The sequence below is a fragment of the Streptomyces sp. BK239 genome (assembly GCF_004217285.1).
GTDB lineage: Bacteria > Actinomycetota > Actinomycetes > Streptomycetales > Streptomycetaceae > Streptomyces.
The window spans coordinates 29591-45733 of sequence record NZ_SHKS01000008.1 but is presented as its reverse complement, the minus strand read 5'-3'; the positions used below and the strand labels follow the sequence as shown (position 1 = coordinate 45733).

At 73.0% G+C, this 16143-nt stretch carries 16 protein-coding genes; 9 read left to right on the top strand and 7 right to left on the bottom strand.

The genetic code is table 11. From position 1 onward, the window contains the following. Nucleotides 1-4 precede the first annotated feature (4 nt). The 3 genes from leuD (at nucleotide 5) to EV567_RS23110 (ending at nucleotide 1912) form a co-directional block, all read left to right on the top strand. Nucleotides 5-598 carry a 3-isopropylmalate dehydratase small subunit gene (gene leuD, locus EV567_RS23120; protein ID WP_130443198.1) on the top strand — a complete coding sequence of 198 codons (594 nt, stop codon included), beginning with the start codon at nucleotides 5-7 and terminating at the stop codon, nucleotides 596-598. A gap of 293 nt (nucleotides 599-891) precedes the next feature. Beyond that, on the top strand, nucleotides 892-1122 hold the full coding sequence (locus tag EV567_RS23115) for a hypothetical protein (protein WP_130443196.1): 231 nt from the start codon (nucleotides 892-894) through the stop codon (nucleotides 1120-1122). A 136-nt stretch (nucleotides 1123-1258) separates the two neighbouring features. Beyond that, nucleotides 1259-1912, top strand: a complete 654-nt coding sequence (locus EV567_RS23110) for an HU family DNA-binding protein (RefSeq protein ID WP_130443194.1) — start codon at nucleotides 1259-1261, stop codon at nucleotides 1910-1912. Nucleotides 1913-2031: 119 nt separating this feature from the next. Here the strand turns inward: EV567_RS23110 and EV567_RS23105 are convergent, their stop codons facing one another. Beyond that, complete coding sequence (locus tag EV567_RS23105) at nucleotides 2032-2235, bottom strand: hypothetical protein (RefSeq protein WP_130443192.1); 204 nt, start codon at nucleotides 2233-2235, stop codon at nucleotides 2032-2034. Between the two features lie 9 nt (nucleotides 2236-2244). Then, a complete protein-coding gene (gene cofC / locus EV567_RS23100; protein WP_130443190.1) occupies nucleotides 2245-2883 on the bottom strand; it encodes a 2-phospho-L-lactate guanylyltransferase in 639 nt (212 codons plus the stop codon). A 156-nt stretch (nucleotides 2884-3039) separates the two neighbouring features. Between cofC and EV567_RS23095 the strand changes: the two genes are divergently transcribed. The 3 genes from EV567_RS23095 to EV567_RS23085 all read left to right on the top strand — a co-directional run bounded on the left by EV567_RS23095 (nucleotide 3040) and on the right by EV567_RS23085 (nucleotide 6157). Then, on the top strand, nucleotides 3040-3912 hold the full coding sequence (locus tag EV567_RS23095; protein WP_242620976.1) for a 1-acyl-sn-glycerol-3-phosphate acyltransferase: 873 nt from the start codon (nucleotides 3040-3042) through the stop codon (nucleotides 3910-3912). Then, nucleotides 3909-4919, top strand: coding sequence for an NAD(P)H-dependent glycerol-3-phosphate dehydrogenase (locus tag EV567_RS23090; protein WP_130443188.1), 1011 nt, complete (start codon nucleotides 3909-3911; stop codon nucleotides 4917-4919). The genes EV567_RS23095 and EV567_RS23090 overlap by 4 nt, the downstream gene beginning before the upstream one ends. Before the next feature lie 80 nt (nucleotides 4920-4999). Next, the gene (locus EV567_RS23085; protein WP_130443186.1) at nucleotides 5000-6157 is read left to right on the top strand and encodes a D-alanine--D-alanine ligase family protein; all 1158 of its coding nucleotides are present in this window, start codon (nucleotides 5000-5002) and stop codon (nucleotides 6155-6157) included. 16 nt (nucleotides 6158-6173) lie between these two features. Here the strand turns inward: EV567_RS23085 and EV567_RS23080 are convergent, their stop codons facing one another. Both EV567_RS23080 and EV567_RS23075 read right to left on the bottom strand, forming a co-directional pair. Continuing rightward, nucleotides 6174-6647 (bottom strand): DUF3515 domain-containing protein, encoded by a 474-nt coding sequence (locus EV567_RS23080; RefSeq protein ID WP_130443184.1) that lies wholly within the window; start codon nucleotides 6645-6647, stop codon nucleotides 6174-6176. 20 nt (nucleotides 6648-6667) lie between these two features. Further along, nucleotides 6668-6901 (bottom strand): Lrp/AsnC family transcriptional regulator, encoded by a 234-nt coding sequence (locus tag EV567_RS23075; RefSeq protein ID WP_130443182.1) that lies wholly within the window; start codon nucleotides 6899-6901, stop codon nucleotides 6668-6670. Nucleotides 6902-7107: 206 nt separating this feature from the next. On the opposite strand from EV567_RS23075, the gene EV567_RS23070 reads away from it, so the two are divergent. Continuing rightward, entirely contained in the window at nucleotides 7108-8073 is a 966-nt protein-coding gene (locus EV567_RS23070; protein WP_130443180.1) for a thiamine-phosphate kinase, read from the top strand. Continuing rightward, nucleotides 8070-8867 carry a bifunctional hydroxymethylpyrimidine kinase/phosphomethylpyrimidine kinase gene (gene thiD, locus EV567_RS23065; protein ID WP_130443178.1) on the top strand — a complete coding sequence of 266 codons (798 nt, stop codon included), beginning with the start codon at nucleotides 8070-8072 and terminating at the stop codon, nucleotides 8865-8867. Before EV567_RS23070 ends, thiD begins: the two co-directional genes overlap by 4 nt. A 100-nt stretch (nucleotides 8868-8967) precedes the next feature. Here thiD and rpmB read toward each other — a convergent pair whose 3' ends face one another. Further along, nucleotides 8968-9153, bottom strand: a complete 186-nt coding sequence (rpmB, locus tag EV567_RS23060) for a 50S ribosomal protein L28 (RefSeq protein WP_003993230.1) — start codon at nucleotides 9151-9153, stop codon at nucleotides 8968-8970. 256 nt (nucleotides 9154-9409) lie between these two features. Between rpmB and EV567_RS23055 the strand changes: the two genes are divergently transcribed. After that, nucleotides 9410-11128: a DAK2 domain-containing protein gene (locus tag EV567_RS23055; protein ID WP_130443508.1), complete on the top strand. Its 1719-nt coding sequence runs from the start codon at nucleotides 9410-9412 to the stop codon at nucleotides 11126-11128. Between the two features lie 15 nt (nucleotides 11129-11143). Here the strand turns inward: EV567_RS23055 and EV567_RS23050 are convergent, their stop codons facing one another. Continuing rightward, nucleotides 11144-14137, bottom strand: coding sequence for a tetratricopeptide repeat protein (locus tag EV567_RS23050; RefSeq protein ID WP_130443176.1), 2994 nt, complete (start codon nucleotides 14135-14137; stop codon nucleotides 11144-11146). Then, nucleotides 14137-15993, bottom strand: a complete 1857-nt coding sequence (locus EV567_RS23045; protein ID WP_130443174.1) for an HSP90 family protein — start codon at nucleotides 15991-15993, stop codon at nucleotides 14137-14139. The genes EV567_RS23050 and EV567_RS23045 overlap by 1 nt, the downstream gene beginning before the upstream one ends. Nucleotides 15994-16143 lie beyond the last annotated feature (150 nt).

Sequence of the window (16143 nt, the reverse complement as noted above, 5' to 3'; positions counted from 1 at the left end):
AGTCATGGAAGCATTCACCACGCACACCGGCCGGGCCGTCCCGCTGCGCCGCTCCAACGTCGACACCGACCAGATCATCCCCGCCCACTGGCTCAAGAAGGTGACCAGGGACGGGTTCGAGGACGGGCTGTTCGAGGCCTGGCGCAAGGACGAGTCGTTCGTCCTCAACCGCCCCGAGCGGCAGGGCGCGACCGTGCTGGTCGCCGGCCCCGACTTCGGCACCGGCTCCTCCCGCGAGCACGCCGTGTGGGCGCTGCAGAACTACGGCTTCAAGGCCGTGATCTCCTCCCGCTTCGCCGACATCTTCCGCGGCAACTCGCTGAAGAACGGCCTGCTCACGGTGGTCCTGGAGCAGAAAACGGTGGACGCGCTGTGGGAGCTCACCGAGAAGGACGCGACCGCTGAGGTCACCGTGGACCTCGAGGCGCGTGAGGTGCGCGCCGAGGGCATCACCGCCTCCTTCGAGCTGGACGAGAACTCCCGCTGGCGGCTGCTGAACGGGCTGGACGACATCTCCATCACCCTGCGCAACGAGGCCGACATCGCCGCCTACGAGGCCAAGCGCCCGTCGTACAAGCCGCGGACGCTCACGGTCTGATCCGCGGGACCCCTCAGGGGGTTGTCCCGGTTCCGCCCGCCGGCAGGGGCGAGATCCGGCCATCGCGAAACCCTTCCGTACCCCCGATCACTCCGATCGGGGGTACGGCCGTTTTCGTCCTCGTACACCTCGGCGAGTCTTCGCGGTTCCTCCCAACTTCCCACGTTAAGCAGGTGGTTGCCGGGGTACGCGAGGTGTGTGGACGCGATCTCCGCAGTCGCCCGGACGGCTGTCCCGGGCGGCAGTTGCCCCCTGGGCGGGCGACAACTCGCCCCAGATGGCACAATCTGTGCATGGAACACGACGGCCAACTCCAGCTCTATACGGCGGTCGCGAACCAACTCAAGGAAGCGCACTCACGAGTGCGCGCACTGCAAGTCCCGGAGGGCGTACGGATGGCGCTGGCCCGGAAGCTGCTGGTCATTACGGCCGCGGCCAAGCACGATCTCGCCGACGCGACAAGGCGGCTGGAGCGGTTCATGGCGGACCTCGATCAGGGACGAATGCCTGAAGAGGAGCGCTGATCGCCTCCGGAGCAGCCGATTTCGTTGCGGCACAAGGGTGATTAGCCCGTTTCGTGTTTGATTTGCGGTATATATCTGCCTAACGTGCGAAAAAGCTTGAACACTTTCGTTCTGGCGAGGTTCCGAAGGGGAAGACGTGAACAAGGCGCAGCTCGTAGAAGCGATTGCCGACAAGTTGGGCGGCCGCCAGCAGGCCGCCGACGCGGTCGACGCGGTCCTGGACGCGATCGTCCGCGCGACCGTCGCCGGGGACCGGGTCTCGGTCACCGGCTTCGGTTCGTTCGAGAAGGTCGACCGTCCGGCGCGTTACGCCCGCAACCCGCAGACGGGCGAGCGGGTTCGGGTCAAGAAGACGTCCGTGCCGCGCTTCCGCGCCGGCCAGGGCTTCAAGGACCTGGTGAGCGGCTCGAAGAAGCTCCCGCGCGGCGGCGAGGTCGCCGTCAAGAAGGCCCCCAAGGGCAGCCTCAGCGGTGGCGCCACGGCGACGGTCAAGAAGGCCGCCGCGAAGAAGGCCACCACCAAGGCCGCCGCCAAGAAGACCACCCCCGCGAAGAAGACGACGGCCGCCGCGAAGAAGACCTCGGGCGCCAAGAAGACGACCGCGAAGAAGACGACGGGCAAGACGGCCGCCGCCGCGAAGAAGACCAGCGCCGCCAAGACCGCCACCGCGAAGAAGACGACGGCGAAGAAGGCCCCGGCGAAGAAGGCGACCGCCGTCAAGGCCCCCGCCAAGAAGTCGACCGCGCGCAAGACCACCGCCAAGAAGACCACTGCCGCCCGCCAGGCGTAAGGGTTCAGGGGCACTCACACGCCGGGCCGGACTCCCTCATGGAGCCCGGCCCGCGGCGTGTCCGCACGCGCGCCACGCCCCCGAAAACCCGCGACCCTGACGCTCCCGCCGGGCGCCGGTCAGAACGTCTGCAGCGTCACGAGCGTGATCCGCCGCGCGTCCCCCTCGCCCTCGGTCTCGATCCGCACCCGCTGACCGGGGCGCAGCAGCCTCAGCCCGCCCGCGTCGAACGCCGGCGCGTCGAAGGGAACCGGAGTGCCGTCGTCCAGCAGCACCTGTCCGCTGCGGCTGCCGGGGTCGTACGTGTACGCGGTGGCCTGCATGACGGCAGCCTACTGCCCGGGAATCAGCAGCCGCGCGGCCGCGGCGGCCGTGCGGGGGCCCACGCCCAGAGCCAGCGCGGCCCGCAGGTCCTCGCCGGTGTCCACGTCCTGGCGGACGGAATCCACCGCGTCGAGCCGGAGTTCCACCGCCCCGGAAACACGGTGGCGGTCCCGGGAATCCGGACCGAATGCGGGAAGCAATTCACCGTCCGGGCCGACGGCGAGAAGGGTCGTGCCGATCGCCGCGGCATCCGGGAGAAAAGCGCGCGGGAATTCAGCGGCCGCGTCCAGTACCCGCGCCAATTCCAGTGGCCGCAGAGCCGGCAGATCGGCGTTCAGCGCCGCGAGCGCGCTCCGGGGACGTGCGGCCCGCACGAAGGCCGCCCCGTGCTCCAGCGCGCCGTTCAGACCGGTGCGCGGCTCGTCGGGGACGACGCGGGCGCCCAGCGCCGCCAGTTCACGCCCGGCCAGCACGTCGTCCGTGACGACCGCCACATCCCGCACCACCGGGCAGGCCAGCGCGGCCGCCACCGTGTCCTGGGCGAAGGCGAGGGCGAGTCCGGGGCGCAGTTCGCCGGCCGCGGTGTCCGCGAGCCTGCTCTTGGCCAGCGCCAGAGGCTTCACGGGTATGACCAAGTTCCACTGCACCGGTGTACCGTCCCTCTCTCGTCGCCGCCATTGTCACCCGGCCCCTCCGGCGCGGCCGCGGTCGGGGCGTACGGTGTTCTCGACAGAGAGACGGCCTGGGGCGACACTTGTGCGGCCCCCAGGCGCCGTAGGGAAGTCCTAGAGGAAGGTGTCCGCGTGCCCCGCCGCAGAATCGGGTTCTGGTACCGCTTCGCTGCGGTCCTGTGCAAACCGCCCTTGGTGGTGCTGATCAAGCGGGACTGGCGCGGAACGGAGCACATCCCGGCCGAGGGCGGATTCATCACCGCGGTGAACCACAATTCGCACGTCGATCCCTTCGCCTACGCGCACTACCAGTACAACACCGGACGAGTGCCGCGATTCCTGGCGAAGAGCGGGCTGTTCAAGAAGGGGTTCGTCGGCGCCGCGATGCGCGGCACCGGGCAGATCCCCGTCTACCGCGAGAGCACCGACGCCCTCAGCGCCTTCCGCGCCGCGATCGACGCCGTGGAGCGCGGCGAATGCGTCGCCTTCTACCCCGAGGGCACCCTCACCCGCGACCCGGACGGCTGGCCGATGACCGGCAAGACCGGCGCCGCGCGCGTGGCCCTGCAGACCAGGTGCCCGGTGATCCCCGTCGCACAGTGGGGCGCCAACGAACTGCTGCCGCCCTACGCGAAGAAGCCCAACCTCCTTCCCCGCAAGACCCACCACGTCCTCGCGGGCCCGCCCGTGGACCTGGCGCGGTTCTACGGCAAGGAGATGACTCCCGAGCTGCTGAAGGAGGCGACGGAGGTCATCATGGCCGCCGTCACCCGCCAGCTGGAGGAGATCCGCGGCGAGAAGGCGCCCGCCACGCCCTACGACCCGCGCCGGGAGCGGATCGAGCAGCGCCGCCGCACCCAGGAGGAGCAGACGCGGCCGCCGGAGGCGACGCAGGCTGACCGGACGCCGGCTCCGGCATCGGTACCCGCACCGGCACAGACGAAGACGCCCGCACCGACGCAGACCGGTCGGCCGACCGTCCGAGAAGGGGAGAACGGCACGTGACCAAGCCCGTCAAGGCGGCCGTGTTCGGCACCGGATCCTGGGGCACCGCCTTCGGGCGGGTCCTCGCCGACGCGGGCTGCGAGGTGACGCTGTGGGCGCGCCGCGCCGAGCTCGCCGACGCGGTCAACTCCACGCGGACCAACCCGGACTACCTGCCCGGCGTCGAACTCCCCGCCAACCTGCGCGCCACCGCCGACGCCGCCGAGGCCGCGCGGGACGCCGACTTCACCGTCCTCGCGATCCCCTCGCAGACCCTGCGCGACAACCTCGCCGAATGGCGCCCGCTGCTCGCCCCGCACACCGTCCTCGTCTCCCTGATGAAGGGCGTCGAGCTCGGCACGACCATGCGGATGAGCGAGGTGATCGAGGACGTCGCCAAGGTGGCCCCCGAACGCGTCGCCGTGGTCACCGGACCCAACCTCGCCAAGGAGATCGCCTCCCGGATGCCGGCGGCGGCCGTCGTCGCCTGCGTCGACGAGCCCGTCGCGCAGCGGCTCCAGACCGCCTGCCACACCCCGTACTTCCGCCCCTACACCAACACCGACGTCGTCGGCTGTGAACTGGGCGGCGCGGTGAAGAACGTCATCGGGCTCGCCGTCGGCATCGCGGACGGCATGGGCCTCGGCGACAACGCCAAGGGCTCCCTGATCACCCGCGGCCTCGCCGAGACCACCCGCCTAGGTCTGGCGATGGGCGCGGACCCGCTCACCTTCTCCGGACTCGCCGGTCTCGGCGACCTGGTGGCGACCTGCTCCTCGCCGCTGTCGCGCAACCACACCTTCGGCACCAACCTCGGCAAGGGCATGACGCTCCAGGAGACCATCGCCGTCACCCGGCAGACCGCCGAGGGCGTCAAGTCCTGCGAGTCCGTGGCGGATCTGGCCCGCCGGCACGGCGTCGACATGCCCATCACCGAGACGGTCGTCGACATCGTGCACGAGGGGAAGCCCCCCGTGGTCGCGCTCAAGGAGCTGATGTCGCGCAGCGCGAAGCCCGAACGACGCTGAGCGACTCCGGAGGGACCCTGAGCGACCCCCGGGAGTCGACGCTGGGTCCGGGCACTGCCACCGGGTACTCTCAACGCGATATGAGCACCGAGAACCTCCCCCAGAGCCCCGGCCAGCCCGCCCGCAAGCCGCGCGTGGCCGTCGTGTTCGGCGGGCGCAGCTCCGAACACGGGATCTCCGTGGTCACCGCGGGCGCCGTCCTCAAGGCCATCGACCGGACGAAGTACGAGGTCCTGCCGATCGGCATCACCCGGGACGGCCGCTGGGCGCTCACCGCCGACGCGCCCGAACGCATGGCGATCACCGAGCGCCGGACGCCCAGCGTGGAGGAGCTCGCGGAGACGGCCGAGGGCGGCGTGATCCTCCCCGTCGACCCGGCCAACCGCGAAGTCGTCTACAGCGAGCCCGGATCGGTGCCCAAGGCGCTCGGCGAGGTCGACGTCGTCTTCCCGGTGCTGCACGGCCCCTACGGCGAGGACGGCACCCTTCAGGGTCTGCTGGAGCTCTCCGGCGTCCCCTACGTCGGCTCGGGCGTGCTCGCCTCCGCCGTAGGCCAGGACAAGGAGTACATGAAGCGGGTGTTCACCTCCTTCGGGCTCAAGGTCGGCCCGTACGTGGTGATCCGTCCCCGGGAGTGGCGGCAGGACGAGTCCGCCGCCCGCAAGAAGATCGTCGACTTCGCCGGCGAGCACGGCTGGCCGCTCTTCGTGAAGCCCGCGCGCGCGGGCTCCTCCATCGGCATCACCAAGGTCGACGACCTCGCGGGACTGGACGAGGCGATCGCGGAGGCGCAGAGCCACGACCCGAAGATCCTCGTCGAGGCGGCGCTGCGGGGCCGCGAGATCGAGTGCGGGGTCCTGGAGTTCGAGGACGGCCCGCGCGCCTCCGTCCCGGCCGAGATCCCGCCGCCGGACGCGCACGCCTACTACGACTTCGAGGCCAAGTACATCGACTCGACGCCGGGGATCGTGCCCGCGCCGCTGACCGGCGAGGAGACCGCCGAGGTGCGGCGGCTCGCGGTGGACGCCTACGAGGCCGCCTCCTGCGAGGGCCTCGTGCGCGCGGACTTCTTCCTCACCGAGGACGGCGAGTTCGTGATCAACGAGATCAACACCATGCCCGGCTTCACGCCGATCTCGATGTACCCGCAGATGTGGCAGGCCAGCGGCGTCGGCTACCCCGAGCTGGTCGAGCGGCTCATCCAGGCGGCGCTGCGCCGCTCCACGGGACTGCGCTGACCCTCGCGGCCCGAAGTCAGTCGGCGATCCCTTCGGGGATCGCCTTCTTGACGGCCGGCGCGAGGTCCACCAGCGCGGCCGCCCCGTCCCCGGAGGGCACCGAGACCTCGACGTACGCCCGCCGCAGTGCGGTGGTGCACCGGTAGCCGCCGTCCCCCTGCTTCTGCATCAGCCAGGCCACGCCGTCCACCTCCCCGGAGTCGGCGTTCGCATCGCTCATCTCGGCGGGCCGCTCCACACCGCAGCGCAGTATGATCGCCGGGTCCCCCCAACCCGCGGTCAGCGCAGACGCGGGTCCGGGATCCCGGCGGTCACGTCCGTCCACCTTCGACGGCAGCACCCTGTCGAGGTTCCGGCACAGTTCCACGACCTTCGCGGAAGGACTGGGAACCGCGACCGAGGCGCTGTCGTCTGCCGAGGAGCAGCCCACGGCCGCGCAGAGCAGAGCGAGGACGGGCAGGCCACTGAGCCGGCGACGGAAAAGATTCACCGGCCAAGCGTAGACGGGGGCTACAGATGCACGACCGGGCAGGTCAGGGTTCGCGTGATCCCGTCCACCTGCTGGACCTTGGCGACCACCATGCGGCCGAGGTCGTCGACGGTGTCGGCCTGGGCCCGCACGATCACGTCGTAGGGACCCGTGACGTCCTCGGCCTGGACGACGCCGGGGATCTTGCCGATCGACTCTGCGACGGTCGACGCCTTACCGACGTCCGTCTGGATCAGGATGTACGCCTGTACCACGGAACCTCCAGGGCGGCCACGAGGATCATGTGGGGAAAAGGAACGCCACGGTATCGCGTCGTAGCTCGCCACGGGGAGACCCGCGGGGAGCGCGACTCGCGCGCCGGGGTGGGGGCAGGACAGAAGTTGACGGCCACCTCGACCGTATCGAGGACACTGGTGACGCGCGACCGGGCAAGGACAGCATCAGAAGGGGCGAAAGGTCAATGAAGGGCACTGTTGGTGAGCTCGGTGAGTTCGGGCTCATCAGGGAGCTCACCTCCCGTCTCACGACCTCCGCGGTGGTCCGGGTGGGCCCCGGCGACGACGCCGCCGTGGTCGCCGCCCCCGACCGGCGGGTCGTGGCCAGCACGGACATCCTGCTGGAGGGACGGCACTTCCGCCGGGACTGGTCCACCGCCTACGACGTCGGCCGCAAGGCGGCCGCGCAGAACCTCGCCGACATCGCCGCGATGGGCGCCGTCCCGACGGCGCTGCTGCTCGGCCTGGTCGTGCCCGCCGAACTGCCGGTCACCTGGCCCACGGAGCTGATGGACGGCCTGCGCGACGAGTGCCAGGTCGCCGGCGCCTCCGTGGTCGGCGGGGACGTCGTGCGCGGCGACACGATCATGGTGTCGATCACCGCGCTCGGCGACCTGCGCAACCAGGAGCCCGTCACCCGGGCCGGCGCGCAGCCCGGCGACCTGGTCGCGGTGACCGGCTGGCTCGGATGGTCGGCCGCCGGGTACGCGATCCTCTCCCGCGGCTTCCGCTCGCCCCGCGCCTTCGTCGAGGCGCACCGCCGCCCCGAGCCGCCGTACCACGCGGGCCCGGCGGCCGCCGCGCTGGGCGCGACCGCGATGTGCGACGTGAGCGACGGGCTGATCGCCGACCTCGGGCACATCGCGGAGTCCAGCAAGGTCCGCATCGACATCCGGTCCGGCGCGATCGACATCCCCTCGCAGATGAACGACATCGGCCAGGCCGTCGGCGTCGACCCCATGCAGTGGGTGCTGACCGGGGGAGAGGACCACGCCATCGTGGCGACCTTCCCGCCCGACGTGAAGCTGCCGGCCCGCTGGAAGGTGATCGGCGAGGTCCTCAACCCGTCCGCGCTGCCCCAGGTGACGGTCGACGGCGCCCCGTGGACGAGCAAGGGCGGCTGGGACCACTTCGGGGACATGGAGTCATGAGCGCACCGCCCCGGGTGCTGACGGTCGCCGGCTCCGACTCCGGCGGCGGGGCGGGAGTTCAGGCCGACCTGAAGACGATGCTCGCGCTGGGCGTGCACGGCATGAGCGTGCTCACCGCCGTCACCGCCCAGAACTCCCTCGGCGTGCAGGGCGCTTGGGAGCTGCCGGCCGAGGCGGTGCGCGCCCAGTACCGCAGCGTCGTGGACGACATCGGCGTCCAGGCCGTGAAGACCGGCATGCTCGCCTCCGCCGAACTCGTCGAGACCGTCGCCGAGTTGCTCGCCGGCACGGACGCGCCGGTGGTCGTCGACCCGGTCGGCGTCTCCAAGCACGGCGACCCGCTGCTGGCGGCCTCGGCGCTGGACTCCGTCCGCACGAAGCTGCTCCCGACGGCGACCGTCGCCACCCCGAACCTGGACGAGGTGGCCCAACTGACCGGCGTGCGCGTCGAGTCGGAGGCCGACCTCAGGGAGGCGGCGCACGCCGTGCTGGCCTACGGGCCGCGGTGGGCCCTGATCAAGGGCGGGCATCTGGCCGGCCCCGCCGTGGACCTGCTCACCGACGGTGTCACCGAGCACTGGCTGCGCGCACCCCGGCACGACAACCGGCACACCCACGGCACGGGATGCACCCTCGCCTCGGCGATCGCGGCGCAGCTCGCCAAGGGACGGCCGGTGCCGGAAGCGGTGACGGCGGCCAAGGAGTACGTCACCGGGGCGATCGCCGCCGGGTTCGCGCTGGGCCGGGGCATCGGGCCGGTGGACCACGGCTGGAACCTCACCCGGGGCGGCTGACCGCCGTCCCGCCGGATCCGGGTACAGCAAGAAGCCGGTCCACCCAGGGTGGACCGGCTTGATGCAGCGAACCGGCAGTGGCCGCGCGCTCAGCTGAGCGTCAGCGCGAGACCTTGCCGGCCTTGATGCACGAGGTGCAAGCGTTCACGCGCTTCGGCGTCCCGCCGACCACGGTACGTACGCGCTGGATGTTCGGGTTCCAGCGACGGGACGTACGGCGGTGCGAGTGCGAGATGTTGTTGCCGAAGCCCGGCCCCTTGCCGCAGACGTCGCAGTTGGCAGCCACGGGTCACTCCAAAGACTTCAGATGCACTTACGGTTGATCCCGGCATGCCGGGATCAAGATCGATGGGATCAGAGATCTGAGTGGCGGTGCCAGGGGATGGCCCGATACGGATCGGGCAACCGGAGCAGCATACAACGGCTGCGCCAGTACAACGAAACTACCATGGCTGCTCAGGGGCCCCGCCCCGGCCCGCTTCCGGCGGACACCCCTCCAAGGTCTACGCTGCGTGCCAGTCCAGCAGCTCAAGGAGGCCCAGGTGCCGCAGGTGCCGCAGACATTCCTCGATGCTCTCGCGGTCCGCACCTGGTGCGGCCTGGCGCTGGGCGCGCTGGGACGCGCGCGTGAGGAGATCGACGCGATCAACGTCTATCCGGTCGCGGACGGGGACACCGGCACCAACCTCTATCTGACCGTCGAGTCCGCGGTGACCGCCGTGGAGGCCGTGTTCGCGGGACACGAGGCCGGGTCGGCCGGCGGCGGGGGCCACGGCGTCCCCTCGCTCGCGGACGCGGTGCGCGCGATGGCGCACGGCGCGCTCATAGGTGCGCGCGGGAACTCCGGGACGATCCTGGCCCAGTTGCTGCGCGGCATGGCCCAGGTGCTCGCCGCCGAGGGTGAGAGGCCTCACACCGACGCCGGGGGGCTGCGCCTGGCGTTGCGGCACGCGGCCGACTCGGCCCGCCGGGCCGTGGCCCACCCCGTCGAGGGCACCGTCCTGTCCGTCGCCGTGGGGGCGGCCGACGCGGCCGGTGCGGCCGACGGCGACTGCGGGGCGGTGGCCCGCGCGGCCTACCGGGGCGCGTGCGCCGCGCTCGCCGCGACCCCGGGCCAGCTGGCCGTGCTGGAGCGCGCCGGGGTGGTCGACGCGGGCGGGCGGGGCCTGGTGGCGGTGCTCGCGGCACTGGTGGAGACGCTCACCGGGGAATCGCCGACGGCCCCTCCGGTCCCTTCCCGGGCCGTGCGCTCCCCGGACGCGCCGGACACCCCGCGCTCTCCGGCCGCCCCGGACCACCTCGGCCCCGAGGTCTGCGAGGACGGCCCCGAGGGCGGCGGCCCCGCCTTCGAGGTGATCTACCTGCTGGAGGCCGAGGACACCGCCGTGGACCGGCTCCGCAGCCGTCTCGACGCCCTCGGCGACTCCCTCGTCGTCGTCGGCGGCGACGGGCTGTGGAACGTCCATGTGCACGTCGACGACGCCGGCGCGGCCGTGGAAGCGGGCGTGGAGGCCGGCCGCCCGTACCGCATCCGCATCACGCACTTCGGCCTCGACGACGTGCACGCGCGCGGTGGCGAGCGACCGCCCCGTGAGCGCGTCGAGCGGGCGGTCGTCGCCGTCGTGGAGGGCGAGGGCCTCGCGGGGCTGTACGCCGAGGCGGGCGCGACGACGGTCCTCGCGCGCCCGGGGGAGCCGCCCGCCAGCGGAGAACTCGTCGACGCCGTGCGACGGGCCCACGCGCGCGAGGTCGTGCTGCTGCCCAACGACGCCGACCTGCGTCACACCGCCGCCGCGGCGGCCGAGCAGGCCCGCACGGAGGGCATCCGGGTCGCCCTCATCCCCACCCGCTCGGCGGTCCAGGGGATCGCCGCGCTCGCCGTCCACCAGCCGGAGCGCCGCTTCGACGAGGACGTGGTCTCCATGACCTCGGCGGCCGGCGCCACCCGCTACGCCGAGATCACGGTCGCCGAACACCAGTCCTGGACCATGGCCGGCATCTGCCAGGCCGGCGACGTGCTCGGGCTCGTCGACGGCGACGTGGCCGTCATCGGCGCCGACGTCACCGCCACCGCCGAGACCGTTCTGAACCGCATGCTGTCGGCGGGCGGGGAACTGGTCACCCTGGTGCTCGGCGACGAGGCGCCCGAGGGCGTCGCCGAGCGCCTCGAGGCACGGGTGCGGGAGGCGTACCTCGCCGTCGACACGGTGGTCTACCGGGGCGGCCGGCAGGGGGCGCTGCTGCTGATCGGCGTCGAGTGACCCGCCGCCGGGTGCTCAGCCGGTCTGCTCCGTCGTGACCTGGATCAACTGCTCGGCCTCGGCCCGTCGCGCGCGGACCGTCCCGTCGCCGGTGTCGGGGGCGTCGTCGGCGTAGGCCGCCAGCACCGCACGCGCGCGTGCCGCCGCCTGCCCGGGGCGGCCGAGGTCGGTCTCCAGCCAGCCCGCGGCCAGTTCGGCCGCGGTACGTGCGTGCAGGGCGTCCTCCCCCAGGGGGACGAACACGGCGACCGCGCGGGCCGTCTGCGACAGGGCGTCCTCCCACGTGTCCCGGATGGACTCGTCGTCGGCGTCCTCGGCGGCCGAGCGGGCCAGCAGATCGCCGAACTGGCGGTGGGTGTGGCCGAGTTCGAGGACGAGCCGCGGACGCTCCTCCGCCGCGTCCGCGGTGTCCGCCGCGTCCAGCGCCTCCAGCGCGTCCGCGCACTCCTCGACGGCCCTCGTCATCAGCTCACGCGCCGCGTCGACACCGCCCTCGGCGCGCAGCGCCAGCCACGCGCGTGCGCGCAGGGACCGGATCAGCCCGTGGACGTTGCCCAGGGAGCGCCACAGCTCACCCGCGCGCGCGTACGCCCGGTCCGCCTCCTCGGGGAGCCCCGCCTGACCGAGGGACTCGCCGGCCAGGTGCGCGAGCGTGGCGTGGTCGTGCTGCTCGGGCCAGTGCCGGGCCGTCTCGGCCGCCTGGAGCCTCCGTTCGGCGCTCGCCCGGTGCTCGCCGAGCTCGCTCAGACAGTCGCCGAGCCACCACAGCGTCTGGACGACCGCGCCGTCGCCGTGCGTCTGCGGGCTCAGGTCCGCGAGCGCCGACTCCAGCACCTCCGCCGCCTCCGCCCACCGGCCCTGCCGGACCAGGAACCCGCCCAGCTGGTGCCGCGCCCACGCCCCGAGCGTCGGGCCCTCGCCGGCCTCGTCGGCCCAGTGCGCGGCCTCAAGGGCGTGCTCCGCGGCCTCCCCGGGCTCTCCCCGGCCGCCGACCACCTCGGCGAGCTGGAGGCCCAGCTGCGCCCGCCCCACCGGCTCCAGGAACGCCCCGCCGTGCTCCAGCGCCGCCCGCAGCGCCCGCTCCGCCTCCACCAGGTCGCCCAGGTGGTGGGCCAGACCGGCGAGCCGGGCCTCGTACTCCACGGCGAACCAGGGCAGGCCCGCCTCGGTGAACTCCGCCGCCGCCCGCGCGAACAGCTCCGCGCCGGCCTGCGCGTCCCCCGAGCGCACGGCCAGCTCCGCGAGCATCGCGTGCCCCTCGGCGACCCGCGCGGCGAGCCGCACGTCGTCCCCGGCCCGCCCGTCGACGAGCGCGAGCAGCTCCCGCACGGCCGCCTCGGCCTCCGCCAGCACCGCCGCGGCCTCCGCCGTGTCCGTCGGCTCCGCCGCGTCCGGCTCCCCGACCGCCTGGACACGGCGCATCAATATGCGGGCGCGGCCCATCAGCACACCCGCCGCCTGCGGCATCTCCGTGCCGCCGTCGGCGTACAGCGCGAGGACCAGGTCGTAGGGTTCGGCGACGGCCGTCAGGGCCGCGTCGACGTCCCCGGCGAGCGCGCGGACGTACGCCGCACGCGTGCGTGCCGCCAGAGCCTCCCCGGGGTCGCCGGCCTCCGCGTACAGCTCGGCGGCCCGCTCGAACTTCCGCGCGCCCTCCGGGCCGAGCGCCATCGCCTCGTGGTCGGCGATCTCCGCGCGGTCGCGCGCCTCCAGCGCGACGCCCTCGGCGGCCCGCGCCACCGCGGCCCACGCCTCCATGGCGTGCGGCTGCAGGGCGTCCGACAGCCGCCGCGCCTCGGCGAGCAGCGTGGGCAGGTCCGCCTCGACGGCCCGCGGGTCCGCGGCCGACGGCGGCTCCCAGGACGCGGGCGGCGGTACGACCGGCGTCGCAGGGCGGGCCGTCCGCACGCCCAACGGGAGCCGCTCCACCAGCGGTTCCTGCGCCATACGCGCGCGGGTGCGCTCACTCACGTACGGGGTGCCGTTGCGCTCGTCGAAGCGCGCGGCCAGCGCCAGCGCCTCCTCGCGCGCGTGGGCCGCGAGTTCGTCCGCCGTCCACGCCCGCCCCGCCGGGCCGGGCACCGGCCGGCCGCCCAGGCCCCGCGCCGACAGCCGCTCCATCAGCAGCGCCACCACGCTCAGGAACTCCAGCCTGCTGCGCGGATGGCCGTCGTCGGTGAAGTACGCCGGCCGCTCCGCGAGCAGCTCCAGGCCCCGCGCCTCGTTCCCGGTCAGCGCGCAGAACTCCACATGGTCCGCGTACGCGCCCCGCATGCTCTCCATCGCCCGCACCAGCCGGAAACCCCGCAGATGGTGGGCGCGCGCCTCCTCCGGCCGGTCCAGCCGCAGCAGCGGCAGCAGCGAGGAGGCCAGCACGGTGTGCGGTTCGTGCGCGCACGTGTACTCGCCCTCGAGGACCGGCGCCCACAGGTCGAGGGCCGCCGCGTCCCGGCCCCGCTCGGCCTGCCACCAGCCCTGCCCGTGCAGCTCGCACGCGTGGCAGTCGGCCATGCTGTCCCGGTCCGCGGCCAGCCAGGCGGCGAACGCCCGCTCCGCCCGCGGCACGTCCCCGACATGCGCGGCCACACTGAACTCCGCGCTGCGCACGGCCCGTTCGGAGTGCCCGGCGAGCCGGTAGCGGTGCTCCATCTCGCCCAGCCACTTCTCCACCGACGCCAGCGGCACATGCGGCTGGTCGAGCATGCCGGACGTCACCCACTTGAAGACCCAGTGCAGCGAGTGCGTCTCGTACTCGTCGAAGTCACCGGGCCGTTCGTCCCACATGCGCAGCAGCCGCGCGAACGGGACGAACATCTTGCCCTTCTCGGAGCTGTAGTTGTAGACCTTCAGCTGGTGCCCGAGCGCCTCGATCACGGCGAGCGGGATGTTCAACCGCTCGGCCTCGACCAGCAGTCGCTCCGCGCGCGCGTTGCGCGCCGGCCCCTCCGGCTGCCCGGAGTTCTCCGCCATCGCCCGGCGCAGCGCCTCGAAGTCCCCGATCTCGGTCATCAGCGACCGCCCTCCCCCTGTGCGGGGTCGCCCTGTGCGGACTCCCCGTGCGTGGCCCACTCCAGGAGCCCGATGAACGCCCGGTTCAGCAACGCGGAGTCCGCCGGCCGCAGCGGCCGCTGCGCCATCAGCAGCGCCTGCCCGTACAGCGACTCCGTCGCGGTCCCGATCAGCTCCGCGTCCCGCAGCGAACTGATGCGCCGGACCAGCGGGTTGAGATGGTTCAGCACCAGCCGCGCGCGCGGGGCGCTGCCCCGCAGCGAGCCCAGGATCCCCGCCCACAACTCGTCGGCCCGCTCCTCGGCCTCCGCGCGGGCTTGCTCGTGCCGCGCCGCGCGGTCGTCCAGGTGCAGCGCGGGCACGGACAGCGGGTGGAACGCCCGCAGGACGACGTCACAGCCCAGCGGGTCGAGCTTCGCCCGCGCCGCCACCAGGAAACCCGACAGGGCCAGCTCCACCGCCGGCTCCACCGCGTCCAGATGAGCGGTCACGGTGTCCGCGTCCAGCTCGGCGACGACCGTCCCCGGCCGCACCGACGGCAGCGCCTCGACCAGCTCGGCGTCGTACGTGTAACCGCCGTTCACCACACCGACGCCCTGCGCGGACGCGATCGGCGCGACCTGCCGGTACTCCTCCACCGTCCGCGTGAAGTGCACGACGGGGTGCCGCTGCGCGAACTCCTCCAGCGACAGCCGCCCGTCGGACGTCTCGAAGGGCAGCCACGGCAGCATCGTGCGCAGCATCTCCTCGTCGTGCCGCGCGAGGGACTTCACCCCCAGGTGGTGCACGGCCAGGAACGCGGCGAGGCGCTCCGGATCACCGGCGGCCAGACCCGTCAGCCACGCCCGGATCCGCTCGCCCAGCGCCTCGCGCACGGCCGCCAGCGTCTCGTCCTCGTACAGCGCCTCACGCGAGGCCGTCGGCCGCAGACTGTCCGTGTCCAGCACACAGCGCACGAAGAACGCCCAGTCGGGCAGCAGCTGTTCGGCCCGCTCGGTCAGCAACATGCCCTTCAGGTGCACCCGGTGACCCGCCCGCTGCGCCGGACTGACCGCCGCCGGCAGCACGTACGCCACCCCGCGGATCCCGGCGAGCGGCACGTTCAGCTCGATCGAGTCCAGCGGCGTGAAACCGAACAGCTCGTGGCAGTGCCGGGCCAGCGCCACCCGCCGGCCCGCGGGGGAGGCGTACGGCCGGTCCCAGGGGGCCGGCAGATCGGTGACCGCCTCCTCGCCGACCCGGACGTCGTAGGGCAGCAGTGAGCCGAAGTCCCGCGCCAGCCGCAGCACGCGCTGCTCGTCGAGCCACTCAGCCGCCCCGGCCCGCGCCGTCAGGTGCACGGTGGTGCCGGGCTCCGGGCGCTCCTCGTCGGGCAGCGTCCGCACGGTGTACGAGCCGTCGTCGCGGGCCGTCCACTCCACCGGCGGCGCGCCGGGCGTACGGGCGCTGCGGCTGACCACCCGGATCCGCTCGGCCACCACGAAACAGGCCAGCAGCCCGATGCCGAACTGCCCGAGGAAGTCGGAGCGGGCCTCCTGCAGCCCCTCCGCCCGCTTGGAGCTGCGCCCGATGGTGGCCAGCAGGTCGTGCACGTCGGCCTCGGTGAGCCCGACACCGGAGTCCTCCACCCGCAGCGTGCCGCCCGACGCGAACAGCCGCACCCGCGCCGGGGCGTCGGGCTCCTCGGCCCGCCGGGCGGTGATGGCGTCCACGGCGTTCTGCAGCAGCTCGCGCAGGTAGACCCTCGGACTGGAGTAGAGATGATGGGACAGCAGGTCCACCAGACCGCGCAGGTCGACCTGGAACGTGTGAGGTGACGGGGATGCCTGGGATGACTGTGACGTCTGGGAGTCCATCGCTCAAGCGCCGCGGTTGGGGGCGTCGACGGCGCGGGGTCGGGCGGTCCCGGTGGGGCGGTGACCGCGGTGAGATGGCCGGAGCGCGTCATCCTAGAGCCCGAACGAGCCGTCTGACCAGGGGTTTCGGGACACGTCTACGGCAATGTC